Annotated in this window: 22 protein-coding genes, 1 rRNA gene, 1 pseudogene and 2 other annotated features; of the genes and pseudogenes, 17 read left to right on the top strand and 7 right to left on the bottom strand. The window is 43.9% G+C overall.

What is annotated here, in order from left to right; translation table 11 throughout:
* The first annotated feature begins 39 nt into the window (after nucleotides 1-39).
* Nucleotides 40-271: a sequence feature (23S ribosomal RNA rRNA prediction is too short), on the top strand.
* 30 nt (nucleotides 272-301) lie between these two features.
* Nucleotides 302-1,174 (top strand) — a sequence feature (23S ribosomal RNA rRNA prediction is too short).
* A 196-nt stretch (nucleotides 1,175-1,370) separates the two neighbouring features.
* Nucleotides 1,371-1,485: ribosomal RNA gene (gene rrf / locus F899_RS01210) — 5S ribosomal RNA — on the top strand.
* 293 nt (nucleotides 1,486-1,778) lie between these two features.
* Here the strand turns inward: rrf and tnpA are convergent.
* Nucleotides 1,779-2,192, bottom strand: a complete 414-nt coding sequence (gene tnpA, locus F899_RS01205; RefSeq protein ID WP_004782114.1) for an IS200/IS605 family transposase — start codon at nucleotides 2,190-2,192, stop codon at nucleotides 1,779-1,781.
* Between the two features lie 20 nt (nucleotides 2,193-2,212).
* Between tnpA and F899_RS01200 the strand changes: the two genes are divergently transcribed.
* The 5 genes and pseudogenes from F899_RS01200 to F899_RS01180 all read left to right on the top strand — a co-directional run bounded on the left by F899_RS01200 (nucleotide 2,213) and on the right by F899_RS01180 (nucleotide 6,314).
* Nucleotides 2,213-3,274, top strand: a complete 1,062-nt coding sequence (locus F899_RS01200) for an RNA-guided endonuclease InsQ/TnpB family protein (protein WP_034429798.1) — start codon at nucleotides 2,213-2,215, stop codon at nucleotides 3,272-3,274.
* Between the two features lie 17 nt (nucleotides 3,275-3,291).
* Nucleotides 3,292-3,555: pseudogene (locus tag F899_RS01195) on the top strand (aromatic acid/H+ symport family MFS transporter); the annotation flags it as partial.
* A gap of 312 nt (nucleotides 3,556-3,867) precedes the next feature.
* Entirely contained in the window at nucleotides 3,868-5,217 is a 1,350-nt protein-coding gene (locus F899_RS01190) for an aromatic acid/H+ symport family MFS transporter (protein ID WP_004895925.1), read from the top strand.
* Nucleotides 5,218-5,459: 242 nt separating this feature from the next.
* The gene (locus F899_RS01185) at nucleotides 5,460-5,897 is read left to right on the top strand and encodes a DUF4145 domain-containing protein (protein WP_227591035.1); all 438 of its coding nucleotides are present in this window, start codon (nucleotides 5,460-5,462) and stop codon (nucleotides 5,895-5,897) included.
* An 87-nt stretch (nucleotides 5,898-5,984) separates the two neighbouring features.
* Nucleotides 5,985-6,314 carry an ankyrin repeat domain-containing protein gene (locus F899_RS01180; RefSeq protein ID WP_004895922.1) on the top strand — a complete coding sequence of 110 codons (330 nt, stop codon included), beginning with the start codon at nucleotides 5,985-5,987 and terminating at the stop codon, nucleotides 6,312-6,314.
* Between the two features lie 57 nt (nucleotides 6,315-6,371).
* Here F899_RS01180 and F899_RS01175 read toward each other — a convergent pair whose 3' ends face one another.
* The gene (locus F899_RS01175) at nucleotides 6,372-6,932 is read right to left on the bottom strand and encodes a type 1 glutamine amidotransferase domain-containing protein (RefSeq protein WP_004895920.1); all 561 of its coding nucleotides are present in this window, start codon (nucleotides 6,930-6,932) and stop codon (nucleotides 6,372-6,374) included.
* A 374-nt stretch (nucleotides 6,933-7,306) separates the two neighbouring features.
* Nucleotides 7,307-7,999: a TIGR04219 family outer membrane beta-barrel protein gene (locus tag F899_RS01170; protein WP_004814060.1), complete on the bottom strand. Its 693-nt coding sequence runs from the start codon at nucleotides 7,997-7,999 to the stop codon at nucleotides 7,307-7,309.
* 302 nt (nucleotides 8,000-8,301) lie between these two features.
* On the opposite strand from F899_RS01170, the gene F899_RS01165 reads away from it, so the two are divergent.
* The 5 genes from F899_RS01165 (at nucleotide 8,302) to zupT (ending at nucleotide 13,927) form a co-directional block, all read left to right on the top strand.
* Entirely contained in the window at nucleotides 8,302-9,744 is a 1,443-nt protein-coding gene (locus F899_RS01165) for an aldehyde dehydrogenase family protein (protein ID WP_004814061.1), read from the top strand.
* Nucleotides 9,745-9,984: 240 nt separating this feature from the next.
* Entirely contained in the window at nucleotides 9,985-11,043 is a 1,059-nt protein-coding gene (locus tag F899_RS01160; RefSeq protein ID WP_004814062.1) for an RNA-guided endonuclease InsQ/TnpB family protein, read from the top strand.
* A 388-nt stretch (nucleotides 11,044-11,431) separates the two neighbouring features.
* Nucleotides 11,432-12,907, top strand: a complete 1,476-nt coding sequence (locus F899_RS01155; protein ID WP_005220442.1) for a sodium-dependent transporter — start codon at nucleotides 11,432-11,434, stop codon at nucleotides 12,905-12,907.
* Between the two features lie 10 nt (nucleotides 12,908-12,917).
* Nucleotides 12,918-13,028 carry a methionine/alanine import family NSS transporter small subunit gene (locus tag F899_RS15285; protein ID WP_005220441.1) on the top strand — a complete coding sequence of 37 codons (111 nt, stop codon included), beginning with the start codon at nucleotides 12,918-12,920 and terminating at the stop codon, nucleotides 13,026-13,028.
* 83 nt (nucleotides 13,029-13,111) lie between these two features.
* On the top strand, nucleotides 13,112-13,927 hold the full coding sequence (gene zupT / locus F899_RS01150) for a zinc transporter ZupT (RefSeq protein ID WP_005220439.1): 816 nt from the start codon (nucleotides 13,112-13,114) through the stop codon (nucleotides 13,925-13,927).
* A 51-nt stretch (nucleotides 13,928-13,978) separates the two neighbouring features.
* On the opposite strand, the gene rsmB is transcribed toward zupT, so the two are convergent.
* Entirely contained in the window at nucleotides 13,979-15,283 is a 1,305-nt protein-coding gene (gene rsmB / locus F899_RS01145; RefSeq protein ID WP_005220438.1) for a 16S rRNA (cytosine(967)-C(5))-methyltransferase RsmB, read from the bottom strand.
* Nucleotides 15,280-16,242 carry a methionyl-tRNA formyltransferase gene (gene fmt, locus F899_RS01140; RefSeq protein WP_005220436.1) on the bottom strand — a complete coding sequence of 321 codons (963 nt, stop codon included), beginning with the start codon at nucleotides 16,240-16,242 and terminating at the stop codon, nucleotides 15,280-15,282. The genes rsmB and fmt overlap by 4 nt, the downstream gene beginning before the upstream one ends.
* A 403-nt stretch (nucleotides 16,243-16,645) precedes the next feature.
* Here fmt and ilvD (F899_RS01135) point away from each other — a divergent pair, with 403 nt between their 5' ends.
* From ilvD (F899_RS01135) to F899_RS01110, 6 genes are all read left to right on the top strand, one after another.
* Nucleotides 16,646-18,475, top strand: a complete 1,830-nt coding sequence (ilvD, locus tag F899_RS01135; RefSeq protein ID WP_008306966.1) for a dihydroxy-acid dehydratase — start codon at nucleotides 16,646-16,648, stop codon at nucleotides 18,473-18,475.
* 199 nt (nucleotides 18,476-18,674) lie between these two features.
* Nucleotides 18,675-18,878: a hypothetical protein gene (locus tag F899_RS01130; protein WP_004814075.1), complete on the top strand. Its 204-nt coding sequence runs from the start codon at nucleotides 18,675-18,677 to the stop codon at nucleotides 18,876-18,878.
* Between the two features lie 491 nt (nucleotides 18,879-19,369).
* A complete protein-coding gene (gene ilvD / locus F899_RS01125) occupies nucleotides 19,370-21,055 on the top strand; it encodes a dihydroxy-acid dehydratase (RefSeq protein WP_005220434.1) in 1,686 nt (561 codons plus the stop codon).
* Between the two features lie 155 nt (nucleotides 21,056-21,210).
* Nucleotides 21,211-22,533, top strand: a complete 1,323-nt coding sequence (locus F899_RS01120) for a hypothetical protein (protein ID WP_005220432.1) — start codon at nucleotides 21,211-21,213, stop codon at nucleotides 22,531-22,533.
* Nucleotides 22,514-22,801: a chorismate mutase gene (locus F899_RS01115; RefSeq protein ID WP_004814081.1), complete on the top strand. Its 288-nt coding sequence runs from the start codon at nucleotides 22,514-22,516 to the stop codon at nucleotides 22,799-22,801. The genes F899_RS01120 and F899_RS01115 overlap by 20 nt, the downstream gene beginning before the upstream one ends.
* 157 nt (nucleotides 22,802-22,958) lie before the next feature.
* Nucleotides 22,959-23,696 carry a sulfite exporter TauE/SafE family protein gene (locus tag F899_RS01110; protein ID WP_005220429.1) on the top strand — a complete coding sequence of 246 codons (738 nt, stop codon included), beginning with the start codon at nucleotides 22,959-22,961 and terminating at the stop codon, nucleotides 23,694-23,696.
* Here the strand turns inward: F899_RS01110 and F899_RS01105 are convergent.
* Both F899_RS01105 and F899_RS01100 read right to left on the bottom strand, forming a co-directional pair.
* Complete coding sequence (locus F899_RS01105) at nucleotides 23,693-24,598, bottom strand: LysR family transcriptional regulator (RefSeq protein ID WP_005220427.1); 906 nt, start codon at nucleotides 24,596-24,598, stop codon at nucleotides 23,693-23,695. The genes F899_RS01110 and F899_RS01105 overlap by 4 nt on opposite strands.
* Before the next feature lie 100 nt (nucleotides 24,599-24,698).
* Nucleotides 24,699-25,994 carry a solute carrier family 23 protein gene (locus F899_RS01100; protein WP_005220425.1) on the bottom strand — a complete coding sequence of 432 codons (1,296 nt, stop codon included), beginning with the start codon at nucleotides 25,992-25,994 and terminating at the stop codon, nucleotides 24,699-24,701.
* Between the last annotated feature and the right edge of the window lie 191 nt (nucleotides 25,995-26,185).

The following is a 26,185-nucleotide window of genomic DNA, read 5'->3' as shown; positions in this document are numbered from 1 at the left end:
GGTGATAGGACTTGCTCCTTGAGCTGTTGGCAGCCTCAGAAACCAGGCCCCTGCAACTGTTTATTAAAAACATAGCACTCTGCAAACACGAAAGTGGACGTATAGGGTGTGATGCCTGCCCGGTGCTGGAAGGTTAATTGATGTGGTTAGCGCAAGCGAAGCTATTGATCGAAGCCCCAGTAAACGGCGGCCGTAACTATAACGGTCCTAAGGTAGCGAAATTCCTTGTCGGGTAAGTTCCGACCTGCACGAATGGCATAATGATGGGGGCGCTGTCTCCAGCAGAGGCTCAGTGAAATCGAAATCGCCGTGAAGATGCGGTGTACCCGCGGCTAGACGGAAAGACCCCGTGAACCTTTACTGCAGCTTGACATTGAACTTTGATCTTACTTGTGTAGGATAGGTGGGAGGCTTTGAAGTGGCGACGCTAGTTGCCATGGAGCCGTCCTTGAAATACCACCCTGGTAATATTGAGGTTCTAACTCTGTCCCGTTATCCGGGACGAGGACCATGTCTGGTGGGTAGTTTGACTGGGGCGGTCTCCTCCTAAAGAGTAACGGAGGAGTACGAAGGTGCGCTCAGCGTGGTCGGAAATCACGCGTAGAGTATAAAGGCAAAAGCGCGCTTAACTGCGAGACCCACAAGTCGAGCAGGTACGAAAGTAGGTCTTAGTGATCCGGTGGTTCTGTATGGAAGGGCCATCGCTCAACGGATAAAAGGTACTCTGGGGATAACAGGCTGATACCGCCCAAGAGTTCATATCGACGGCGGTGTTTGGCACCTCGATGTCGGCTCATCTCATCCTGGGGCTGAAGCAGGTCCCAAGGGTATGGCTGTTCGCCATTTAAAGAGGTACGCGAGCTGGGTTTAGAACGTCGTGAGACAGTTCGGTCCCTATCTACCGTGGGCGCTGGAAATTTGAGAGGATCTGCTCCTAGTACGAGAGGACCAGAGTGGACGAACCTCTGGTGTACCGGTTGTGACGCCAGTCGCATCGCCGGGTAGCTATGTTCGGAAGGGATAACCGCTGAAAGCATCTAAGCGGGAAGCCTACCTCAAGATAAGATTTCCCTGTGACTTTATGTCACCTAAAGAGCCGTTGAAGACTACGACGTTGATAGGTTGGATGTGGAAGCATAGCGATATGTGAAGCTGACCAATACTAATTGCTCGTGAGGCTTGACTATACAACACCCAAACAGTTGTTGTATAACGCTCAATTGATTTCATATTGATCTAATGATCAAACAAAAACTTGATTTAGTGAACGCTAATGATCAAAATACTGCAACTCAGATATTTCTGTTAATAACTCATTTGACCAAGCATTGGCATCTAAATAAGACCAAACGCAAAGTCATACCAGTTGTGCTGGCGACCATAGCAAGAGTGAACCACCTGATCCCTTCCCGAACTCAGAAGTGAAACCTCTTAGCGCTGATGGTAGTGTGGGATTACCCATGTGAGAGTAAGTCATCGCCAGCTCATTATTCTAAACACCCCCTTCAATAGAAGGGGGTGTTTTTTTATCCCTGAGATTTAAGAAAGTCTCCAAATATTAAATTTTATCTAAACCCATAGCAGAAAATCTGCAGGGCAGGCGTATACTGGAACAGGTTTCTGGAGCTTATATGTCCACAAATTCATCTTCCAGCCATATTAAATATGGATTTTTTATCCGTTGGAGCGTAAAACCTCGGGGTTCAGCCCATAGGTACCTAAAGATATGTAGATACCTATGGGTTCAGCCCGAGGATATAAGCGACTGGCGTAAGCCATTAATGCGGTGTTTGCTGTTGCTGAATATAGTGTTTAATAATTCCAATTGGCGCACCTCCGCATGACGCAGCGAAGTAACTTGGAGACCACAGGGCATTGCCCCATAATTTGCTCTTAATTTCAGGATGCTTAGTGCGTAAAATGCGACTAGACGCACCTTTTAAGCTATTCACTAAACTAGAAATGGCGACTTTAGGTGGATAATTGACCAGCAAATGCACATGATCATGCTCACCGTCAAATTCTATCAATTCAGCTTCAAAGTCTAAGCAGACACGTTCAAATACTTCACGCATCGTTTCAAGCATGGCATTGGTGAAAACATCTCTACGATATTTAGCCACAAATACCAAGTGAACGTGCATATTAAAAACACAGTGACGACCTGTTCTAATTTCTTGACTATTATTCATAGACTAAATATATTCTAATGATGAAAACACTTAAATTACGTATAAGAGACAAACATTGCAAGGTGCTAGACCAATTAGCATTTGAGGTGAATTTTGTTTGGAATTATGTGAATGATTTAGGATTTAAACATCTCAAGCGTAAGGGTGAATTTCTATCGGCATACGATATTGCAGAATACACCAAAGGTACTTCTAAGGAATGCAACCTGCATAGTCAAACTGTTCAAGCCATTACAGAAGAACTTATTACCCGAAGAAAGCAATTTAAAAAAGCAAAGCTGAAATGGCGTGTAAGCAACAAAAAATCAGCAAAACGATCTTTGGGTTGGATACCATTTAAAAAATCAGGATTCAAGTATGCCGATGGCTGGGTTGAGTACAGGAAAACTAAATTCAACTTATGGGACAGTTATGGTATAGGCAAATACAAGGTTAAAACTGGCTCATTTGTTGAAGATAGTCGTGGGCGCTGGTATGTGTGCCTCGTGGTTGAATCACCTAAACAAGAAAAACCAGTAGCAACCAAAGCCATAGGCATTGATTTAGGTTTAAAAGATATTGCCACCTGCTCTGATGGCACAGTGATCACAAACCCTAAATTCTATCGGAAGTACGAGCAGAAATTAGGGATTGCTCAACGATCAAGGAATAAAAAGCGTGTTCGTACCTTACACGCTAAGATTGCAAATTGTCGTAAAGATCATTTGCACAAAGCAAGCACCATGCTTGTAAAAAACAATGCACTAATTGTTGTGGGTGACTTAAGTGCCAGGAAACTAGTCAAAACTAAAATGGCAAAGTCTGTTTTAGATACAGGGTTTTCGGCACTAAAAACATTGCTCAAGTATAAATGCGAGAACGCAGGGGTATTGTTTGAGGAAGTCAATGAAGCCTATACCACCCAAATCTGTTCGTGCTGTGGTGAGATCACCTCAAGTAGTCCGAAAGGTAGGACGGGTCTTGGAATAAGAGAATGGGAGTGCGTGAGTTGCGGTACAGCTCACGATAGAGATAAGAACTCAGCTCTAAACATTCTTGCGCTCGGGCATGAGCGTCTAGCAGTAGGAATCACCCTCCTTTAGGTGGGTGAGGATGTCAAAGCTATGTGGCGCAATACTATCCATTAACTGTTCGTTCAACCGCTATTGGTTGGGCTTCAGCGGTAGAGCGTAGTGGGGCAATTGTCGGTCCAATCCTGATCGGAATGCTGCTGGGTATGGAATTACCACATCAGCTGAACTTCATGGCTGTTGGCCTACTAGTAGTGATTGTAGCCATTGCCGTATCACTGATTGTGCGTAAAGACCGCTTTGTAAATGCAGATCCAGTGGCAGAGCCGAAGCTTAAAACTGTCAAGGCTTAATGACCCACTGGTTCTTATATTCATTTTTAACCTTTAAATTCATAATTTTTAATAGAAATCAAAATATATTTCTTGCTTAGAAAAATTACTAAAAGACTCACTTAAAAATATATTTTAAATATATAAAACAAGCATTTAAATATTAATAATAACGTGAATAATCACATAAATGTATATCTCTAAAGCTTTAATTTACCTTAACTATGGTCTTATTGTAACGCGAAATCCACTTCAGTATATTCGCTCGAACTGACTGTTTTGTCGTAATAGTCAGCAGGATTTATGGACAAGTACTCATGGGAGATGAGAACGATGACAACGGAAAAAATAGACGTTAATTCTGTAGTCGATAATGCGAAATTTACGCCTTTTCACTTCAATGTAGTTGCTTGGTGTTTACTCATTATCTTATTTGATGGCTACGATTTAGCAATTAATGGTGTGACGCTGCCACTCTTAATGCAAGATTGGGGCTTAAGCGCAGTACAAGCAGGTATGCTGGCCAGTACAGCACTTGCAGGCATGATGTTTGGTGCCATGATTTTTGGTTCGCTGGCAGACAAGATTGGCCGTAAAAAAGTTATCATGATCTGTATCGTGCTGTTTAGTGGTTTAACTTTCGCGGGCGGCTTTGCGTCTAACCCGACTGAATTTGGTATTTTACGTTTCCTTGCTGGTTTAGGCATTGGTGGTGTAATGCCAAACCTGGTAGCACTGACTTCTGAATATGCGCCACAAAAGATGCGTAGTACCTTAGTAACCACAATGTTCAGTGGCTATGCCGTAGGGGGTGTCATGGCTGCTCTGCTTGGCTCATGGTTTACTCCAGATTTTGGTTGGCAGATCATGTTCTTTATCGCGGGAATTCCACTGTTTTTATTACCAATTATTTGGAAATTTTTACCTGAATCTATCTCATTTATGGTGAAACAAAACCGCCAAGCGGAAGCACGAGAGATTGTGCGTCGTATGGCACCAGATTTAAAAGTAACTGAAAATACAGTATTCACTTTACCTCAGGAAAATGTACCTGAAGCTGCGAACGTGGTTAGCCTGTTCCGCCGCGGTCGTGCAGTCAATACATTATTGTTCTGGGTAGCATTCTTCACTTGCTTGCTGACGATGTATGCACTTAGCAGCTGGTTGCCAAAATTGATGATGGCGGCGGGCTACTCAATGGATAACAGCCTGATGTTCATGATGGTCATGAACGTGGGTGCAGTAGTTGGTATTGTTGGCGGTGGTATTCTGGCTGACCGTTTCCACCTGAAACCGGTACTGATGTTCCTGGGTATTATGGGTGCGATTGTGATGAGCTCAATGGGCTTTGCGTCTAACCAGTTCTTACTTTATATCCTGGTGTTCCTGGCTGGTGCAGCGTCAATCGGTTCACAAATGTTGCTATACAGCTATGTAGCGCAGTATTACCCACTGGCAGTACGTTCTACAGGTATTGGCTGGTCTTCTGCGATTGGTCGTATGGGTGCGATTGTAGGCCCAATCCTGATTGGTGGCTTACTGGGTATGAACCTGCCTGCACACTTCAACTTTATGGCAGTCGGTTTACCGGTACTGATTACAGCAATTGCAGTTGCGCTGATCATGCATGAAAATGAAGCTAACAAGATTGGTTCAGCAGAGACAGTTGCTGCAAAAGCTTAAAACCAAGTTTGAAATAAGAAGCCTCCGAAATGGGGGCTTTTTTTATTTACTGATAATCTAAAGCAATTTAGATTAAAAAATCATGAGTTTAAGAGTTATAAAAAATGGATTATCGAGAACAATAGGAAAGCTTTTTAAACCCTGAAGTATTTAAAGATCGACTAATTAATATTTCGATGTATATAACTATCTATGAAATGTTGAAAGATTCGATTATCAATCGACTCAAAGATTTTTATATTATGACCTTAATTGGAGCTAGGGATTTAGAAGGAGAAGAAGAATATAGATTAAAAGTTTTATCAAGACGTAAAAATCATCTATACGCGTCAATTTCTTGGTTAATAGAACATGAAGTCATTAATGAAGTAGATAAAGAAAATATAGAGGCTTTAAAAAATTATAGAAATTATTTAGCACATGAAATGAGTGATATCGTTTTTAATGGTGAAATAAAAGACCTGATGAAAAACTTTCTATGTGCTTACCAATTAGTTCATAAAATTGAAAACTGGTGGATCATTAACTTTGAAATGGCAATCAATCCAGATTTCACTGATGCTAATTTGGAAGATATAGATATCGATAACATACAATCAGGGAAAAAATTAATGATTGATATGGCTTTGTCAGTATTATCAGGAAGTAAAGAACTATTAAAAAAATTCAAAAGCAATTAACCAAAGATTTATATATGATGAACTTTCTGATGTTGACTGGATAAAATCAACCATTTCATAATTAAAAAAATTTTAGGTAACACAATTATGACTATTAATTCATTCTCCCCAATCCCTGAAGATGATGAAGAACTGCATCTTCCTGAACTGGTGTACTGGGCATCCCTAGGTGATGTTGAACAGGTTGAGCAGGGCTTACAAGAAGGTCTAAACGTTAACTCCGCCGATGAAGAAGGCTATAGCGCATTACAAGCTGCTGCTGAAAATGATCATCTTGAAGTGGTGAAGTTACTGGTGAGTAAAGGCGCAGATGTCGATCATCGCAGTACCTATACTGCTTTAGAGCTGGCTGAAATGGCAGGCAATAAAGATGTCGTGGAATATTTAAAAAGCCTGAAAGGCAGTATTCCTAAATAAGAAAGAATAAAAAAGAAACCCCACAAGCTGGGGTTTCTTTTTGAGAACAGTTTAGGATTACGGAATAATATCCATGTCCGCTTCCAGTTCTTCCACAATTGCAGTATTAAAAGCCGGTAAATCATCCGGATTACGTGAAGTAATCAGTACCCAGCCATTGGTATTGCAACGGTGTACTTCTTCATCGACCCATTTTGCACCGGCATTCTCTAGATCCAGCTTGATACTCTTATAAGAAGTCAGGTTTTTATCTTTGACGCGACCCGCATCAATCAGTGCCCATGGACCATGACAGACTGCCGCAATCGGTTTCTGGTTATCAGCAAAGTACTGGATGATGCGTTGGGCATCTTCATTAATGCGTAATTTATCCGCATTCACTGTTCCACCAGGAATCACCAGCAGATCATAATCTTCTACACTGACTTCATGCATGGTTGTATCAGGTGTGTATTGTGCACTTGGCTTGCTGTCAGCTTCCATGGTGTGGACATCTTCATTTTTTTCTGCAGCATGAATCACCACAAAACCATGTGACTGCAAGAAATCCAGGGGCTGGACTAATTCATCGTGTTCAATGCCTTCGTTCGAGGTGATAATCAGAACTTTCTTGACCATGATTGTAAATCTCAATATCTGCAGGGGTCTTTAGCTTAGCAATAAGGCATTTTTAGAAATGTTGCTTTTTTAGCCGAGGACTGTAAGCGTTTATAGAAGAAAGACCTGAGAGAACAACAGAAAAAAACAATAGATGGAAAAAGCCCCGATATCCTATCGGGGCTTTTTCCGTATTTCGTGATTTAGGTATAACTCCTGTCGTACCTCACGTCCTGGTGCATCTGCTTATTTTTGTTTTTATGTTTCGGAGCATCCTGCTCTCTATGGGTTTAAGATACTGCAGCTTAATATAGCTTAAAAGACGCAGATAACAGCTTATGTTGTACGCCTGGGCTTACAAGATCTAAGTAGTATTCTGTAAGTCATTCTTTTCATTAAAAGTGCATGTCCAGACCGATATAAGGACCTTTAAATTCTAGTTGAAGATCTGGCACATTATTTTGCTCGGCATCAATTTTCATGATGCGATAACCCAGTTTGGCACCGAGGTCTACAGCCAGATTATCAATAAAGTCGTATTGAAGTTCAGCTTGTACATCGGTCTTTTTAGTGTCGCTGCCATGGCTGTAAACAGCTTCAGCTTTGGCGCTCATCCCGGTGAATGGCAGTTTGACACCTGCTGTTGCGTAGAGCAGAGGACTGTATTCGTCTAGATCGTACTGGGTTAGAGCACCGGCATTCAGGTTTTTCACCGTACCATCCAGATTGCTTAAGCCGATACCAACATCCGCATGCACAACTGTATCCAGCAATTCGTAATACAGAATATAGTCAATATTGTTCAGCTCGATATCTGAAGCATTAAGTACAGTGCTTTGCTCGCTGTTACTGTTGAGATTTACATATTTGATTTTCGCATTTGGCAACCACGGTACCGGATGTTCCAAAGCTACAGACAGCTGTGCCGTACCTTGACGGTCCAGATCATGTTTACTGGCATTGTCAGACTGGCTATATCCGTCAAAATTCCAGTAGCTGGCATCTGCTTTCAGACCAATGATATCGGCATGGCTGACGCTACTCAGTGCCAGTCCACATAATAAGGTATTGATGATTCTTGCATGCATAGGTTGAATTTCCTTGTGCTTGACTCAAATTGAGCAGTTTTATGACCTAAATCTATATTTTTAGTATTTCTGGCTAGCTGCATCATATAGGTAATTTTCAAAATGTATATGGCAGCAAGTAGGGAACCATCTAGCCAGATTAAGCTTAATTTTTCAGTTTTATTTTGCTAGATCTAGAACAATTGCAGAGCAGGCTTTTCAGCCATTTCAATCAAGGTCTACATTTTAAAAACGCATGTCACTGGATCTTGAGCATATAATCAAATATATCGAAATATTGCGTGAACCTGAAAGGACATAACATGACTAAACCCCGAGCAGTAATCGACTATCCGCTTTATGTTGCAGGTAAGCCAGTGGAAACCTCAGAGTGGCTGGAGGTTCAGGATAAATATACGCATAAGGTTTGCGCACGTGTGTCATTGGCAGATGCCAAAATTCTGGAAAAAGCCATTAAAGCAGCAGTCAAAGCCGAAGCGGAAATGGCGGCTCTGGAGCCTTATCAAAAACAGAAAATCCTGTTGCACTGTGTGAAGCGCTTTAATGAGATTCGCGGTCAGTTGACCGAGATTCTGATTGCTGAGGGGGGTAAGCCACGTAAAGCTGCAGCAGCTGAAGTGGAACGTCTGATCAATACTTTCCAGATTGCCGCCGATGCCGTGACTCAGGTTGATTCAGGCCGTATGATGCCATTGGCAGTTACAGCGGCTGCATCGGGCTATCAGGGTTTTGTGAAACAGGTTCCGATTGGCGCCGTCTCCCTGATCAGTCCTTTTAATTTTCCGCTGAATCTGACCGCTCACAAGATTGCGCCTGCAATTGCAGCGGGTTGTCCCTTTGTCTTAAAACCTGCCAGCCTGACACCGGTGTCAGCCTTAAAGATTGCTGAGATTCTGGCAGAGACTGATTTACCACCAAATGCGTTCTCGATACTGCCCTGTCCACGTGAACTGGCGGATGTACTGGTGACGGATGACCGTTTCAAAATGCTCAGCTTTACCGGTTCTGATGTGGTCGGTTGGGATATGAAAGCGCGGGCAGGGCGCAAGAAAGTCACGTTGGAACTGGGTGGTAATGCCGCGGTAATGATCGAGCCTGATACTGAAATCACGGATAGCTTTATTGATCGCCTGATCGGTGGTGCTTTTGGTCATGCCGGACAGGTCTGCATTAGCGTGCAGCGTATTTTGGTGCATCAAGATATCTACGCTGAGGTGAAGAAAAAACTGGTAACCAAACTGAAAAAGCTTAAACCAGCGGATCCAGATTTGGACACCACCCTGGTCGGCCCAATGATTAAGGAGGCTGAAGCCCAGCGTTTGAAAAAATGGCTGGATAAAGCCGTGAAGAAAGGCGCTAAAGTGCTCAGTGGCGGCAAGCTGGATGGCGTGATGTTTGAGCCAACCCTACTGGAAGATGTTGATCATGAACTAGAAGTGTATAAGGATGAAGTGTTTGGTCCGATGGCAATCTTGGAAAAATACAGCAATTTTGAGGCCGGGATTGAATGCATCAACAGCAGTCGTTTTGGTTTGCAGGCGGGTGTCTATACCCAGAACCTGAACAAGATGCTGTATGCCTGGAATCAGTTGCATGTCGGTGGCGTGATCATCAACGACATTCCATCCTTCCGTGTTGATAATATGCCGTATGGCGGTGTAAAGGATTCGGGATTAGGGCGTGAAGGCATCCAGTCTGCTATTCGTGACATGCAGGAAGAACGTATGCTGGTGATTAAAGCCTGAATAATGATTTAAATTTTAAGTGTTCAGATCATGCGCACATTTGCTCATGATCTGAGTTTTTAAAGTTCAGCTATTCAATAAGAAGAGAACAGGAATAATTTTTATCCACTGGAGCGTAAAATCTCGTGGTTCAGCACGAGGATATAAGCGACTGGAGTAAACCACATGAAAGACACGAAATGTCGTTTTAAATACTTGTACTATAGTCACTATTAAGAAAAATACTGTTAAAATAATTGGATGAAGACACTCAAATTACGCATAAAAGACAAACATTGCAAGGTGCTAAATCAGTTAGCATCCGAAGTAAATTTAGTTTGGAATTATGTCAATGATTTGTGTTTTAAACATCTTCAAAAAAAACAACAATTCTTTTCAGCATACGATATTGCAAAATACACGAAAGGCACATCGAAAGAATGCAACTTGCACAGTCAAACTATTCAGGCAGTGACAGAAGAATTGGTCACAAGACGCAAGCAGTTCAAAAAAGCAAAACTAAAATGGCGTGTCAGTAATAAAAAATCAGCTAGACGCTCACTGGGTTGGATACCGTTTAAAAAGGTTGCAATCAAATATGCTGATGGCTGTGTTCAATATGGTAAACACCAATTCAAGTTATGGGATAATTACGGTTTAAGTCAATACAGGGTTAAAACAGGCTCATTCGTTGAAGATAGCCGAGGCCGTTGGTATGTATGTCTTGTAGTTGACAATGCTAAAACAGAGAAAACCGCCGCTATAACCTCAATTGGCATAGATTTAGGTTTAAAAGATTTAGCCACTTGTTCAGATGGCGTAAAACTTAAAGCCCCTCAAATCTATCGGAAATATGAACAAAAACTTGGTATTGCTCAACGTGCAAAAAATAAAAAACGAGTGAAAGCAATTCACGCCAAGATTAAAAATGTAAGACAAAACATGCTGCATCAATTCAGCCATAAACTGGTAAAAGAACATGCAGCAATCTTCGTTGGCAATGTGAATGCCAAAGCATTAGCGCAAACTAAACTAGCCAAGTCTGTGTTAGATGCCAGTTGGACAACACTAAGAACCATGCTCAAGTATAAATGCGAGAACGCAGGGGTATGGTATGAAGAAGTCAATGAAGCCTATACCACCCAAACTTGTTCGTGCTGTGGCTCACGCTCCAGTAGTCCGAAAGGTAGAGCAGGTTTAGGAATAAGAGAGTGGCAGTGTGGTGAGTGTGGTAGCTCATGGGATCGGGATGTAAATTCCGCACTGAATATTCTTGCGCTCGGGCATGAGCGTCTAGCAGTAGGAATCCCCTTGCTTTAGCTGGGGGAGGATGTCAAAACTCATCAAGATATACTTAAAAAACAATATATTCCTAAAAGTTAATTCACTTATAACTTAATAAATCAAGCTAACCCTGGAGAAATACTGAACGGTTGAACAAGATATATTATAAAAAATTAATATTAGGAGCAGAATTTACACAAATCATACTTAAAACTCAGTATTGTTAAATCCATATACACGGACAGTGTGGGCAAGATGCTTTATCCAGGATTTGACATGCTAGACCGTTGGCTGATTTAGAAGCTGAAGCTCACAAAGCAATGCTCCAATTGAAGCACCCAGAATTATTTTTATTGGTACTTTTTTTGCTCGCGCGATAACCACAATAAGCAGCATCTAAAGAGACCTAAGGTTTAGGTGTTCTATGACAGATACTCGAGAGAATTGGTCGGCACGATCAGGATTTATTATTGCAGCGATTGGCTCTGCAGTAGGGTTAGGGAATATTTGGCGCTTTCCATACGTTGCCTATGAAAATGGCGGAGGCGCATTCCTGATTCCTTATCTGATTGCGATTTTCGCAGCAGGTTTGCCATTATTGTTTTTAGATTATGCAGTTGGACACAAGTTCCGCAAAGCACCACCGATGGCCTATAAAAAACTCATGAATGCAGAATCTCTGGGTTGGTGGCAGGTGATGGTGACCCTGATCATCGGGATTTATTATGCCAGCGTATTGTCCTGGGCTGGCAGTTATATGTTCTATTCCTTCGGACAACAGTGGGGAACCGATACTCAAGGCTTTTTCTTCAATACCTATCTGCAAAATGGTGAAGGCCTGACCTTCGGTTTTGTTCCGGTACTGTTTTTTGGTCTGGTAGTCGTTTGGGCAGCGGTGATGCTGATCCTTTACGGTGGAGTACGCCGTGGGGTGGAACTGGCGAATAAAATCTTTATGCCATTACTGGTGATTTTATTCACGATCCTGGTGATTCAGGCGGTACGTTTACCTGGTGCAGTCGATGGCTTAAATGCCTTCTTTACTCCAAACTGGGAAGCCATGACTAATTATAAAGTCTGGCTGGCAGCTTTTGGTCACATCTTCTTCTCACTTTCGGTGGGTTTCGGGATTATGTTGACTTATGCATCTTACTTGAAACGTAAAACCAACCTGACCGGTTCAGGTATCGTGGTGGCATTGGCGAACTCGTCTTTTGAAATTCTAGCGGGTATTGGTGTCTTTGCAGCACTTGGTTTCATGGCATTCAGCTCAGGTGCGAAAGTTGAAGATGTAGTATCTGGTGGTATCGGTCTGGCCTTTATTGCCTTCCCGAAAATCATTTCCAGTTTAGGTGCAGGTGGAGATCTGTTCGGCTTCCTATTCTTTGCGTCATTAACAGTGGCGGGTATTACCTCCATGGTCAGTATCCTGCAGGTGCCAATTGCGGCATTCCAGGACAAGCTGGGCTGGTCAAAGAACAAGTCCGTGACGATTATTGCCGGTGGTTCAGCAGTGGTATCGACTTTGATCTTCTCGACCCATAGTGCCATTACATTTGTCGACATTATTGACTACTTTGCCAATAACATCGGTATTGTCGGTGGTGGCCTGTTATCGATTATTTTATTGTCCTGGTTCCGCCGCCCAGTGATGAAACAGCTGGAAATGCATGTCAATGAATTTGCCAGTGTGAAACTTGGTGCCAGCTGGAAGTTCATGCTGACAGTGATCACGCCTTTGTCATTATTGCTGGCATTGGGTTTAACCCTGAAATCAATCATGGCTGAAGGCTATGGTGGTTATCCTGCAAGTACGTTATGGACGATTGGTGGGGGCACCCTTGCATTCTTTATTCTGGGCGCCATTCTGCTCAGTCTAGTTAAAGACCGTCATAGTTAGGAGAACCAATATGAATACATCTGCATTAATCATGATGATTTTCTCCATCGTTTTATTATGGGGGGGGCTAGTATTCTCTGTGATTCATCTGGCAAAAAATCCGGAAGAACCAGAAGACTAACAATCTTCACATAAACTGATTGTTGCTGTAAATGAAAGTCATTATCATCTTTGTTGATAATGACTTTTTTTAATGGCTGACTTATGGGTATTGCTTCCGTTACTGATGCACAAGTCTATACAGCCTTTGCCGTAACTCTATTTGCCGGCTTGGCCACCGTGGTGGGTGGGGGACTGGTGTTATTTTTAAAAAAACCCAACCTGCGTGTCATGTCCTTCGGTCTGGCCTTTGCTGCTGGAGCGATGATTTATGTATCTCTTACTGAGATTCTGACCAAATCTATTGATTCTTTTAGCGTGGCGTATGGCGCGAAAATAGGGTATGCCTGGGGAACCTTGACTTTATTACTGGGTGCAGTCTTGGTGCTGTTACTGGATCATTTGGTCCCCAATCCGCATGAGACCCTGGAAAAAAATAATACCCAGGACCTAGGGCAGGAACAGTTACTACGTACCGGCTTGCTCACTTTATTTGCCATCACTGCACATAATTTGCCGGAAGGCATGGCGACCTTTTTTGCAACCCTGGAAAGCCCGATGCTGGGTGCGCCGTTGGCGGTAGCGATTGCGATTCACAATATCCCGGAAGGTGTAGCGATTGCTTTACCGGTATATATGGCGACACATCGGCAATCCTATGCATTGCTCGCCAGTTTGGTTTCTGGTCTGGCGGAACCTTTGGGAGCCGCATTGGGCTACTTCATTCTGGCACCGTATCTGAATACCACCATCTATGGCATCATTTTCGGTCTGATCGGTGGCGTGATGGTCTATCTGGCCCTGGATGAAATGTTGCCAACCGCCAAGCGTTATTCCAAAGGTCACGAAACGGTTTATGGCCTGATTAGTGGGATGGCGGCCCTTGCCAGCAGTCTGGTAATTTTCAAATTTCTCCAATAAATTTAGAATAAAAAAAGGCAGCCGAAGCTACCTTTTTCTTCAAACAACTATTTAAGTTGTTTTTTCGATTCGGCAATAGAAGAAACCATCGCCTTGACCCGCTTTCGGTAACAGCTGACGACCATGAATCTGCTCAATACCCCAATTCGCTTCGATCTTGATTTCTTTGGCATCCGCATGGGTAGTAAAGAACTCGACCATCTGCTGTTCATTTTCTGCTTTTAGAATCGAACAGGTGATATAAAGCAAAGTACCGCCAACTTTCAGCTGCTGCCACATATTTTCCAGAATCAGTTTTTGCAGTTCCACCGTCTGGGCAATATCAGTGGATTGACGCAGCAGGCGAATATCTGGATGACGACGCATCACACCAATCGCTGAGCAGGGTGCATCCAGTACGATACAGTCCGGCTGCTCAGCTGCCTGCCAGCTGATCGCATCAGCAGTAACGATTTCTACATGCTCACCTTCAAGTAGCAGACGTTCCAGGTTTTCCTGGACGCGCAATAGACGTTTGGCATCCTGATCCAGTGCAATCAGCTTTTTAGGACTGTATTTTTCTAGTATATGTGCAGTCTTGCCGCCCGGTGCTGCGCAGGCATCGACGACATATTTATTATTCAGGTTGGGCAGTAAAGTGGCACAGAGTTGGGCATGCTCATCCTGTACCGAGAAACCACCGACATCGAAGCCGGGCAGGTGCGGTATATGGACACTCTCATCCAGCACGATACCCACTTCAGAAATACTGCAGGCATGCGCAGTAATATCATGCTCTTCCAGAATTTCTAAGTACTCATCACGGCTTACCTGACGTTCATTGACGCGTAAGGTCAGTGGGGCCACCTGCTTCAGTTCAGTGCTAAGTTCCAGTAGCTGTTCAGGCCAGTCTTTCTTTAAGCGTTTATATAACCAGCTTGGCGAACCATGCGCCTGTTTTAATACTGCCTGGAATTCAGGTGTTTCACGTGAAACACGACGCAAGATGGCATTCACTACACCACTTAAAGCCTGATAACCGAGCTGTTTAACCGCCGTTACGGTCTCAGAAATTGCGGCATGCGGCGCAATCCGGGTTTCCAGTAGCTGGTACAGACCAACATAGAGACAGGTTTCGACCGTATTATTGTTAATCGGTTTCACCAGTAATGGTAGGGTCACGCTTTTCAGCGCATACCACTGACGCAGTGTCCCAAGAACCAGTTCATGGAATAGAGCACGGTCACGCTCTGCCACTTTGCCAAGATGTTGTGGCAAAACACTGGCAAGCGATTGCCCTTGCTGTACCGCGAGCAGGGTGCGAATCACCTGGGCACGTAAGTTCAGGTGCGATGTGCCAGCTTCGTAATGACTCATGCCAGTATTTGTCCTACATGTAATTTTTGGGTTTGATTAATTTGAACCGGATTCAGCGCTTTACCGCCCGGCCACTGCAGTGAGGTCAGGCAAATAGCTTTTTGATCACCACAAGCCACATGTACGCCATTTTTATCTAGCGCGAGGATAGTTCCAGGTGCCTTGCCTTCCGCATTTTCATGAGATAACAAAGAACCCCAAACGCGCAGGTTATTTGTTTCATCAATAGGCGTAAATGCCACAGGCCATGGATTAAATGCACGGATATTGCGGTCAATCGTGACCGCATCCTGAGTCCAATCAATTTTAGCTTCTGCCTTGGACAATTTATGTGCATAAACCGTAAGCGCTTCATCCTGCACTTCGCGGTGATCAAGATAGTGCTGTAGAGATTCTTCTGATTCCAGCACTTTGACTGTTGCTTCAGCACCTTGCTGAGCCAGCTTGTCATGCAAAGAAGCAGAGGTGTCTTGTGGCTCAATCGGGCAGATGGTTTTATACATCATGTCGCCAGTATCCAGACCAGGCGCCATTTTCATAATGGTCACACCAGTCTCGGCATCACCCGTAGCGATGGCACGCTGGATCGGTGCGGCACCACGCCATCGCGGCAGTAATGAACCGTGAATATTCAGACAGCCATATTTCGGTGTATCTAATACCACTTGCGGCAGGATCAGACCATAAGCTGCCACTACCATGACATCCGCATTTAAGGCTTTTAACTCAGCTTGAGCTGCCAGACCTTCATCTGTTGAAGATTTAAAGTGTAGCGGTTGATAGACCGGAATATTGTGTTCCAGTGCCAGCTGTTTAACCGCAGATGCAGTGAGTTTTTGGCCACGACCCGCTTTACGGTCCGGCTGGGTATACACCGCCACAATCTCATGGTCGGTTTTTAGCAGCGCAGCCAATGCAGTGGCTGCAAATTCTGGTGTGCCTGCAAAAATGATTTTCACGGATGAAATTCCAAATAAACTTAAAGGCATTATAAGGCATAAGGCAATTCGCAGCCTAATTCAGTAAAAGCTTAAAGCTCAGCACTGCCCATTACCGTGATAAATCACTCAAATTTCATATAAAAAAAACTCATGCAAATTGTAAAAAATATTCATGAAAGTTTTGTATTTAAACTGGAACGATAGCGGTATAGTAGTTTTTAATAAAAGATTTTAATCGTGTACGTACTGAAACTGCTCTGAGCATATCCCATCCTGTCACATCGATAAGCGCCTGATCCGCCGTGTAACTTGGTGTATGATATGTTCAATTTTCGACTGATTTCATGCTCTCGATCAGACAGATTTCGCCAGAGTGAATGAACTCATTCATCTCAAGCACAACCTTTGTTGGAATAACACAATGCCTGACTATCGTTCAAAAACATCGACACACGGAAGAAACATGGCGGGTGCGCGTGGCTTATGGCGCGCCACTGGTATGAAGGATGAAGACTTCGGCAAGCCAATTATTGCAGTGGTCAACTCATTTACCCAGTTCGTTCCGGGCCACGTACATCTTAAAGACCTCGGTCAATTGGTGGCGCGTCAGATTGAACAAGCAGGCGGCGTAGCAAAAGAATTTAATACCATTGCTGTGGATGATGGTATCGCGATGGGTCATGATGGCATGTTGTATTCACTGCCTTCACGTGACCTGATCGCGGACTCGGTTGAGTACATGGTGAATGCACACTGTGCTGACGCGATGGTCTGTATCTCGAACTGTGACAAAATCACACCGGGGATGCTGATGGCGGCAATGCGCCTGAACATTCCAGTCGTATTCGTGTCAGGCGGCCCAATGGAAGCCGGTAAAGTGAAAATCCGTGGTAATGAACACGCGATTGACCTTGTTGATGCCATGGTGGTTGCAGCAGATGATAGCTTCACTGATGAAGAAGTTGCAGCATATGAACGTTCTGCATGTCCAACTTGTGGTTCATGTTCTGGTATGTTCACAGCGAACTCAATGAACTGCTTAACTGAAGCATTGGGTCTGTCTTTACCAGGTAATGGTTCAACACTTGCTACACATGCAAACCGTAAAAAGTTATTCGAAAAAGCAGGTCAACTCATCGTAGAGATCACCAAACGTCACTACGAGCAAAATGATTACAGCTTGCTGCCACGCAATATCGCAACCAAAGCATCGTATGAAAATGCTATGACTTTAGATATCGCGATGGGCGGTTCAACCAATACGGTACTTCACTTATTGGCAGCTGCTCATGAAGCTGGTGTTGATTTCACCATGAATGACATTGACCGTCTGTCTCGTAAAGTGCCAGTCCTGTGTAAAGTTGCACCTGCAAAGCAGGACGTACATATGGAAGATGTACACCGCGCTGGTGGCATCATGTCGATCTTGGGTGAACTGGATCGCGCAGGCTTGTTGGATACCTCTGTACCCACCGTCCATGAAGCAACTTTAAAAGATGCCTTGGATAAATGGGACATTATCCGTACTGAAGATGAAGAAGTGTATACCTTCTTTAAATCAGCACCGGGCGGTGTACCAACACAAACCGCATTCTCACAAGACCGCTACTACTCACGTTTAGATGGTGACCGTGAAAATGGTGTGATCCGCAATGCCGAACATGCCTTCTCTAAAGACGGCGGTCTGGCAGTACTTTATGGCAACATCGCACTGGATGGCTGTATTGTAAAAACGGCTGGTGTAGATGAGTCGATCTTGAAGTTCAACGGTACAGCACGTGTATTTGAAAGCCAGGATTCAGCAGTTGAAGCGATCTTGGGCGGTAAAATCACGGCCGGCGATGTGGTTGTAATTCGTTACGAAGGCCCACGTGGTGGCCCAGGTATGCAAGAAATGTTGTATCCAACCAGCTACCTGAAATCAAAAGGTTTAGGGAAAGACTGTGCACTTGTAACAGATGGTCGTTTCTCGGGTGGTTCATCAGGTCTTTCAATTGGTCACGTGTCACCAGAAGCTGCGGAAGGTGGTGCGATTGGTCTGGTTGAAGATGGCGACCGTATCGAAATCGATATTCCGAATCGTACGATTCATTTGGCTGTTGAGGATGCTGTAATGGCAGAACGTCGTGCAGCGCAAGAAGCCAAAGGTTGGAAGCCTGCGGAAGAGCGTCCACGCAAGATTTCTAAAGCCTTGAAAGCCTATGCAATGCACACCACGAGTGCTGCGAAAGGTGCAGTACGTGATATCTAAGCTGTAAATTTTTATAGCACAAAAAAGCATTCCAGATGGAGTGCTTTTTTTTATTTCTTAGATATTTAAGGTTGGGTAAATCACGTGAACTTTCATAAAATCAATCATGGCAGTACTTTAGATATTTAAAACCAATAAAGTCTTAATAAAAGTAGGTGTATAGTAAAAATACAGTATCAATGCAAAAGTGATTACACGCATGTCAATGAAATTTATTAGCCGCTTTGTCGTAATTTTAGTGCTCATTATGATTTTAGCCGCACTTAGTATTCAATTTTTCTTTGATCCACATTACACCGTCGTATTCTGGATTTTAGCTGTTCCTGTAATTTTGGGAGCTCCGATTCTTGGATCTGTGATCTTGGCATCCAATGAAGAACTTGATCTTCATCAGTTGAATTAAGCACATATATTAAAAATGCGCCAGGCAATGATTTGAATGACTATGTGAATGAATCTATCTCAGTTCTCTAACATTTGAACCATCGTCCAAGAAAAAGACTCAGCTTTAAAAGTCCGAGTCAGGTCATATTGCAACCCCCTGATATTGCACTGCAAATGCTAGTCTGATTGTTTGATAATTCACTGCCTCAAATCACTTTTAGGGTTCTAATAATTTTTGCATAGGCAGACTTTTACTTTTGATAGCGCAAAAGTAAAAAAATGCTTTTATTGCGCTGACTCTATTGCCTGAACAAGTTTAAAGCATTGCTTTAAGATGAGTGCAAAGCAGCGACATTGATATCGCTTTTATTCATTCGCCTATAGCAAGAGAAAAACAGACTTAGGTGATACACAGAGTCTTACTTTAATGTCGACACCGCTTTCTATACAATCGGATAAAACCTAGACAGCTTTCAGGCTTCACAAGAATTACATCCAGGACAAAATAAGATGAGTAAAGACAATATCCGAGAACATTCCGCGCCCGTTTATGAAGGTATTGAAAATGCACCCGCCCGTTCCATGATGCGTGCCACGGGTTTTCAGGATGAAGACTTTACTCGTCCTTTTATTGGCATTGCTTCGACCTGGGCCAATGTCACCCCGTGTAATATGCATATTGACGGTCTGGCCAGAACGGTAGAACAGGGCGTGAGCGCTGCGGGTGGCAAGGGCATCATCTTCAATACCATTACCATTTCCGACGGGATTTCTAATGGTACCGAAGGTATGAAATATTCCTTGCTGTCCCGTGAAATCATTGCGGATTCGATTGAAGCAGTGGTCGGCTGTCAGGCCTATGATGGCGTAATTGCCATTGGTGGCTGTGATAAAAATATGCCGGGCTGCATCATGGGATTGGCACGTCTAAACCGACCAGGTCTGTTTATTTATGGCGGTACCATCAAACCGGGTGAAGGTCATACCGACATGATTTCCGTATTTGAAGCAGTCGGACAGCATGCCAAAGGTGAAATCAATGCGATTCAGGTCAAGCATATTGAAGAAGTTGCTTTGCCGGGTCCGGGTTCTTGTGGCGGAATGTATACCGCGAATTCTATGGCTTCTGCGATTGAAGCACTCGGTATGAGCCTGCCGGGTTCTTCTGCACAGGAAGCCGTCTCTGAAGACAAGCAGATCGACTGTGCCCGTGCTGGTGAAGCCGTGATGAATCTGTTACGTCTGGATATCAAGCCATGTGACATTATGACCAAAGCGGCTTTTGAAAATTCAATTAAAGTGCTGATTGCTTTGGGTGGTTCGACCAATGGTGTACTCCATTTGCTGGCTATGGCGCATACCGCAGGTGTAGAGCTCAGTCTGGATGACTTTGTCCGGATTGGTAAAGACATTCCTGTAGTCGCTGATGTACGTCCATCGGGTAAATATCTGATGTCGGAGCTGATTGCGATTGGCGGGATTCAACCATTGATGAAACGTATGCTGGATGCCGGCATGCTGGATGGTTCCTGCCTGACTGTGACTGGTAAAACTCTGGCAGAAAACCTGGCGAATGTAAAAGATTATCCTGAAGGTCAGCAGATTATCCTGCCATTTGACCAGCCGGTGAAAAAAGATTCACATCTGATCATTATGAAAGGTAACCTTTCACCAAAAGGTGCCGTGGCCAAAATTACCGGTAAGGAAGGTCTTTACTTCAAAGGACCAGCACGGGTCTTTGAGGGTGAACAGGGCGCCATGCGCGGGATTCTGGATGGTGAAGTTCAGCCGGGTGAAGTGGTAGTAATTCGCGGTGTTGGTCCTAAAGGTGGACCAGGCATGCCAGAAATGCTGAAACCGACCTCAGCGATTATTGGTAAAGGCTTAGGGGATTCCGTAGCACTGATTACCGATGGTCGATTCTCCGGTGGTAGTCATGGGTTTGTGATTGGTCATGTCACCCCTGAAGCCTATGAAGGTGGACCGATCGGTCTGGTACAAAATGGTGATGAGATTTCGATAAATGCCGAAACCCGTGAAATGACCTGGCATGTCTCGGATGAGGAAATCGCTGCACGTCAGGCCGCCTGGATTAAACCAAAACCGAATTACACGCATGGAGCATTAGCCAAGTTTGCCAAACTGACCTCTGGTGCAGAAACTGGGGCAGTGACTGACCTAAATCTTGAGATCTAAAGGCTCTGCAAACATTGATCATTTTGTCTTGAATTGATATAAGTTTTTTCACATACAGCAGATCCAGGTGATCTGCTATTCTGGTGAAAAAGATAGTATCCTGTAGCAGTTAGACGCTGTCATCTGCTGCGTTGTTCTCTACTGAGGCTGATCTCATGTCCCTGTTACGCCGTTGGTTCGATCCAATCCGATCGAGTTGGTTTTATCAAAAGCCAACCCGCCAGGCGGTGCTATCTGCTGAAGATGGCCTAACGATTTATCTGCGGCTGGATGATGTGTATAGCTATCTGGCGGTGCAGCTGTTACCACAACTGGAAGAGATCCTGAGTCCGGAATTAAAACCGTTGAAGGTGGTAATTTCGAATCAACGTGGCGAAATACCGAATCAGATGTCTTTTGAAGAATGGCAAAATTACTGTATTAATGATGCCAAAATTCTCTCCAGACAGCATCGTTTCAGCTTTCATGAAATGCCAGAATTACCTACTGCAGAAGCTTTAAAACAGGCCGAAACTATTCTGCGCCGAACACCATTGCGTGGCCAGGATTTTCTTTATCTGCTGGAAGATATCTTTCATATGCTGTGGCAAAAGCAGTATGGCAAACTGCGTACCTTGCATACCATGGCCAGTCGCCATCATCAGCTACAGGATTTTTCTGAACGGGTCTTTGACACAACCCCGGTTTTGGCCAGCTATTTTGATTTCGGTGGCCGTCAGTATCATGCGGTAGATGATCTGCTGCGTTTAACCCGCCGTCTGAAACAGCAAAAATTACTGACGGGTAATCCAATCTTCCTGATCAATCATATTGAATGGCGTGAGCACCTGATCAGTGATGCTGAAGAACTGAATGAAATTCAGGGCTTAGATCCAGAACTGGATCTGTATATTGCCCTGGAAGATCCAATTTCCTGGCTGTTGCTGGCCTATATTAAGGAAGAACTGGCTGATTTTTATAATATCCATCTGAATGTCTATCCGCTGTCTTATCGTGGCCGTGATGGCTTTGACTGGGGACTGGCAACGCGTCTGTCAAAACGGACTGAAGTCGAATTTACCCCATTTTGCCGACCGACGGTACAAAGCATTTTGCCGATGGCACAGCTGTATTACAGCTGCCCGGAAGAAGGGCGGGTGGATGCGATGTACCGGATTTTGCACGCGGTCTGGACGCGTGGACGTGACTTGAGTTATACCCCACATTTCAATGCCTTACAGCAGGAACTGGGAGTTGGGCAACTGACCGAAGAAGATATTCAGGCTAAGCTTAGAGACAATGATATGCTCTGTGAAATGAAGTCTCAGCCCAACTTGCCGGTGCTGGAACTTCGGATTGATAATCAAAGTTTTGTATTTAATAGCTTATATCGTGTCTGGATGATTGAAAGTATTTTCAGTAATGTGTTAGAAGAAAAGTATAAGAGTGATAATCAAACTGAAAGTGAACTGAATAAACATGAACAAAGTAAAAGCTGAATCATTACAACATGCACGTGAGCAGATTGACGCGATTGATACAGCTTTGGTTGAGCTGATTGCTGCGCGCCAGTTTTATGTAGATCAAACCACCCGTTTCAAGAAAACTGAAACTGATCTGCAATCTCCGGAACGGATGGAGCAGGTTGTTGAAAATGTCAAAGCCCAAGCTCAAAAGCAGGGCATTGATCCAGTGTTTATCGAGCACCTGTATCGGGAAATGTTCCAGCATTTTATTCAGCGCGAACTGAAAGAATTTCGTCCTTAAGCGCTCTTTATTTAAAATCTGTGCTGGTCAATCGGATGCTTTCCAGCAAAGTACATCTTGAGCCTCAAGATTTGCTTGAGGCTGTATCCTTAAAACCCTGATTTTTCTTTGGTAGTAATTTTTATAGCATGGTCCTAAATAAATTTGGGATCATCAGATGATTGCTTTCGTTATTGCCATTTTTACCTTGGCAGGTCTAATTAAAGGTACGATTGGTTTAGGTTTACCCGCGGTTTCTATGGGTTTACTGACCATTTTCATGAGTCCTTTTCAAGCGGCAACTTTACTGATCATTCCCTCCATGCTGACCAATTTCTGGCAACTCTTTGCTGAAGGTCATGTGTTACAGCTGATACGCCGTTTTTGGCTGTTGTTGTTAGGCATCATCGTCGGTTCAGTGTGGAGTGTTTTCCCGACCCTGGGACATTCTGAATTTCACAGCGAAGCTCTGTTAGGCGGGATGTTGGCCTTATACGGGCTGTATGGCTTATGTGCGAAAAAGATGCCGGATTTAAGCCGGTATGAGTGCTGGCTGTCTCCAATTATGGGTTATCTCGGTGGTGCTTTAACCGTTGCCACAGGGGTCGTGGTGATTCCGGTTGTCCCTTATCTACAAACCTTACATTTAAAACGTGATGATCTGGTACAGGCTTTAGGCTTAGTCTTTACCACCTCGACTTTGTGTCTGGCGATCTTCCTGCATCAAAATCCTGTGGAAGACATTCCGATCGATTATGCGATGTCGGCAATTGCTTTAGTTCCTGCGCTCATCGGCATGTGGTTGGGTAAGAAAATTCGCTATCGCATTCCTGAGCAGAAATTCCGTACTGTATTTTTTATCGGTCTGATTGCTCTGGGCAGTTATATGATGCTACACCAGTTCGGCTGGATTTAATCCAAGACTTTCTGAATCTCGGCAGAAAGTAAAAACTGGCTAAAATGTTGATAGGCAGCACTCAGTTCATCAAAATTTTTCGCAGCTAATAGTAACTTGCGGTTAGCCCAATCTCCAGTCAACTGGATTTGCTTAAATGCATAGAGCTTGGCCAAACGTTGCGCAGCACGTTGCGGCATGATAGCAATGCCCACACCATTCGCAACCACCTGAGCAATGGCGGCAAAATTCGGTAAGCGTAAGCGGTATTGGATTTCGCAGTGGAGTAATCTTGCCTGAGCTTCAATAGACTGTTGTAAGGAGTGATATTGCATTAAACCCACAAAGGGATAATTCAGACAGTCCCCTAATTTCAATGCCTTGCCGGTACTTAGATCATGCTGTTCCGGACAGATTAGCACCAAAGGATCATCTGAAAATTCCAGGGTTTGCAACTGTGGAGCAGCAAAGAAGCTGGAAATTAAACCGAGTTTGGCAGTGCCATTGGTCAATGCTGCAATGATGTCATTGCTCTCTGCTTCTTTTAGATCAATCTGGATATTGGGGTTATTAACCAGATACTTGGGTAGCAACAGGGGAAGATATTCACTTTGTGCCGATGAGTTACACCACAAGCTGATATTAGAATGCTGTCCTTCACTAAAAACTGCCATAGCTCGTGACAGCTGTTGTCCCTGTTGCAGGATGGCTTGAGCATGTTCAGCGAAGACCTGTCCGGCAAAAGTGAGTTTTACTCCGCCAGAATGACGGATGAACAGGTTGACCTGATAGTGCTGTTCCAGTTTTTTAATCCTTTCACTGGCAGCTTGCAAGGAAATTGACGAGTATTCGGCACCCCTGGTCAGGCTGCCAGTTTCAACAATATTTAAAAACAGCTGTAAATCAAATAAATCCAGACGCATCTACAGGATGCTCATTGCAAAGAATCCACCTATCTTAAACAATTCTTCTGACATAAAAAAAGCAGCCTTGGCAGCTGCTATTAAATTAATTACTTGGAATCTATTTTTTATCGACCAGGCTGAAGAACCAGTTCAGGAATAAGGCTGCAAATGTTGCAGTACCAATTCCACCCAGGTTGAAATCACCAAAGGTCAGGGCAAAGTCACCCGTACCTAAAATAATGGTCACAGCCGCAACCATCAGGTTTTTGTTTTGTGAGAAGTCGACTTTATTTTCAATCCAGATTTTTGCACCGGCAATGGTGATCAAACCAAAGACTACAATCGAAGCACCAGTCAGAATTGCCGTTGGAATGGTATGAATAATTGCACCAAACTTCGGTGATAGGCCAAGGAAGACTGCAAATACACCGGCTACGGCAAAGATAATAGTTGAGTAGACACGGGTGACTGCCATCACACCGATATTTTCACCATACGTGGTCATCCCCGGAGCACCAACACCACCTGCTAACGTAGTCGCAACCCCATCCGCAACAAAGGCTTTACCGATATGCGGGTCCAGGTTCTCTCCAGTCATCGCGCCGACTGCTTTAATATGCCCAAGGTTTTCAGCGACCAGAATCAAGGCAATTGGTGCAATAATCAGCATGGCATTCAATTCGAAAGTCGGCGCATGGAAGGTCGGTAAGCCAAACCAGGCAGCCTGCTGAATTGGCAGGAAATTAATTGCAGTGCCATAACCCATGACATTGCTGAGCACGAAATAGATCAGATAAGCCAATAACAGGCCGACCAATAAAAGTAGACGCTGTAATAGACCACGGGTGAATACGGCAATTGAACCCATACACAATACTGTGACCAAAGACATCCACATATTAAAGGTATTGCCCATCACGCTTTTTACAGTTACAGGAGCCAGGTTCAAGCCAATGATCATGACCACCGCACCAGTGACGACTGGTGGCATCAGTTTCTCAATCCAGCGGGTTCCTGTTGCCATGACCAGAAAACCCATCAAGGCATAGAAGATACCACAGGCAATAATCCCGCCTGCTGCAACGCCAATATTCGGATTGAGGCCACCACCACCGGCATAACCAGTTGCCGCAATCACTACACCAATGAAGGCAAAGCTTGAACCTAAATAACTTGGAACTCGACCACCTGTCATTATAAAGAACAGAATGGTACAGATCCCTGACATTAAAATTGCCAGGTTTGGATCAAAGCCCATTAAAAACGGTGCCAGTACAGTGGCACCAAACATTGCAAAAGCGTGTTGTACACCCAGAATTACAGTTTGTGCGGGTGGTAAATACTCTGCGGTACCTACTGGTCGTGCATCGATACTGCCCTCATAAGGGCGCCATTTGGGAAACCAACTGGACATAAAATGAGCACTCAAAAGATAAATTGAGCACATCATACTCTTGTTCTTTCGAAGATTTAATTACCAAAACAAAATTTTTGTTCAAATTAATTCTATGACTTTATTTAATATTTTACCGTGTGGTAAAAGTAAAATGGTTTAAAAATAAAGTGAAATCAGTAGATTAATTCATCAGCTACTTCTTGGGATGA

The sequence above is a fragment of the Acinetobacter sp. CIP 101934 genome, assembly GCF_000369585.1.
GTDB classification, from domain to species: Bacteria; Pseudomonadota; Gammaproteobacteria; order Pseudomonadales; family Moraxellaceae; genus Acinetobacter; species Acinetobacter schindleri.
The sequence above is the reverse complement of the archived record's forward strand: the minus strand, read 5'-3'. Positions and strand labels throughout refer to the sequence as shown.

Excerpts from the sequence above, each read along its gene's own strand:
- F899_RS01200 (WP_034429798.1), top strand. The coding sequence starts at position 2,213 with ATGAAAACACTTAAATTACGTATAAGAGACAAACATTGCAAGGTGCTA.
- F899_RS01190 (WP_004895925.1), top strand. The coding sequence starts at position 3,868 with ATGACAACGGAAAAAATAGACGTTAATTCTGTAGTCGATAATGCGAAA.
- F899_RS01170 (WP_004814060.1), bottom strand. The coding sequence starts at position 7,999 with ATGCATGCAAGAATCATCAATACCTTATTATGTGGACTGGCACTGAGT.
- rsmB (WP_005220438.1), bottom strand. The coding sequence starts at position 15,283 with ATGAGTCATTACGAAGCTGGCACATCGCACCTGAACTTACGTGCCCAG.
- F899_RS15285 (WP_005220441.1), top strand. The coding sequence starts at position 12,918 with ATGAATACATCTGCATTAATCATGATGATTTTCTCCATCGTTTTATTA.
- F899_RS01175 (WP_004895920.1), bottom strand. The coding sequence starts at position 6,932 with ATGGTCAAGAAAGTTCTGATTATCACCTCGAACGAAGGCATTGAACAC.
- ilvD (WP_008306966.1), top strand. The coding sequence starts at position 16,646 with ATGCCTGACTATCGTTCAAAAACATCGACACACGGAAGAAACATGGCG.
- F899_RS01165 (WP_004814061.1), top strand. The coding sequence starts at position 8,302 with ATGACTAAACCCCGAGCAGTAATCGACTATCCGCTTTATGTTGCAGGT.
- zupT (WP_005220439.1), top strand. The coding sequence starts at position 13,112 with ATGGGTATTGCTTCCGTTACTGATGCACAAGTCTATACAGCCTTTGCC.
- F899_RS01120 (WP_005220432.1), top strand. The coding sequence starts at position 21,211 with ATGTCCCTGTTACGCCGTTGGTTCGATCCAATCCGATCGAGTTGGTTT.
- F899_RS01130 (WP_004814075.1), top strand. The coding sequence starts at position 18,675 with ATGTCAATGAAATTTATTAGCCGCTTTGTCGTAATTTTAGTGCTCATT.
- F899_RS01110 (WP_005220429.1), top strand. The coding sequence starts at position 22,959 with ATGATTGCTTTCGTTATTGCCATTTTTACCTTGGCAGGTCTAATTAAA.
- F899_RS01180 (WP_004895922.1), top strand. The coding sequence starts at position 5,985 with ATGACTATTAATTCATTCTCCCCAATCCCTGAAGATGATGAAGAACTG.
- F899_RS01115 (WP_004814081.1), top strand. The coding sequence starts at position 22,514 with ATGAACAAAGTAAAAGCTGAATCATTACAACATGCACGTGAGCAGATT.
- ilvD (WP_005220434.1), top strand. The coding sequence starts at position 19,370 with ATGAGTAAAGACAATATCCGAGAACATTCCGCGCCCGTTTATGAAGGT.
- F899_RS01105 (WP_005220427.1), bottom strand. The coding sequence starts at position 24,598 with ATGCGTCTGGATTTATTTGATTTACAGCTGTTTTTAAATATTGTTGAA.
- tnpA (WP_004782114.1), bottom strand. The coding sequence starts at position 2,192 with ATGAATAATAGTCAAGAAATTAGAACAGGTCGTCACTGTGTTTTTAAT.
- F899_RS01155 (WP_005220442.1), top strand. The coding sequence starts at position 11,432 with ATGACAGATACTCGAGAGAATTGGTCGGCACGATCAGGATTTATTATT.
- F899_RS01160 (WP_004814062.1), top strand. The coding sequence starts at position 9,985 with ATGAAGACACTCAAATTACGCATAAAAGACAAACATTGCAAGGTGCTA.
- F899_RS01100 (WP_005220425.1), bottom strand. The coding sequence starts at position 25,994 with ATGTCCAGTTGGTTTCCCAAATGGCGCCCTTATGAGGGCAGTATCGAT.
- F899_RS01185 (WP_227591035.1), top strand. The coding sequence starts at position 5,460 with ATGACCTTAATTGGAGCTAGGGATTTAGAAGGAGAAGAAGAATATAGA.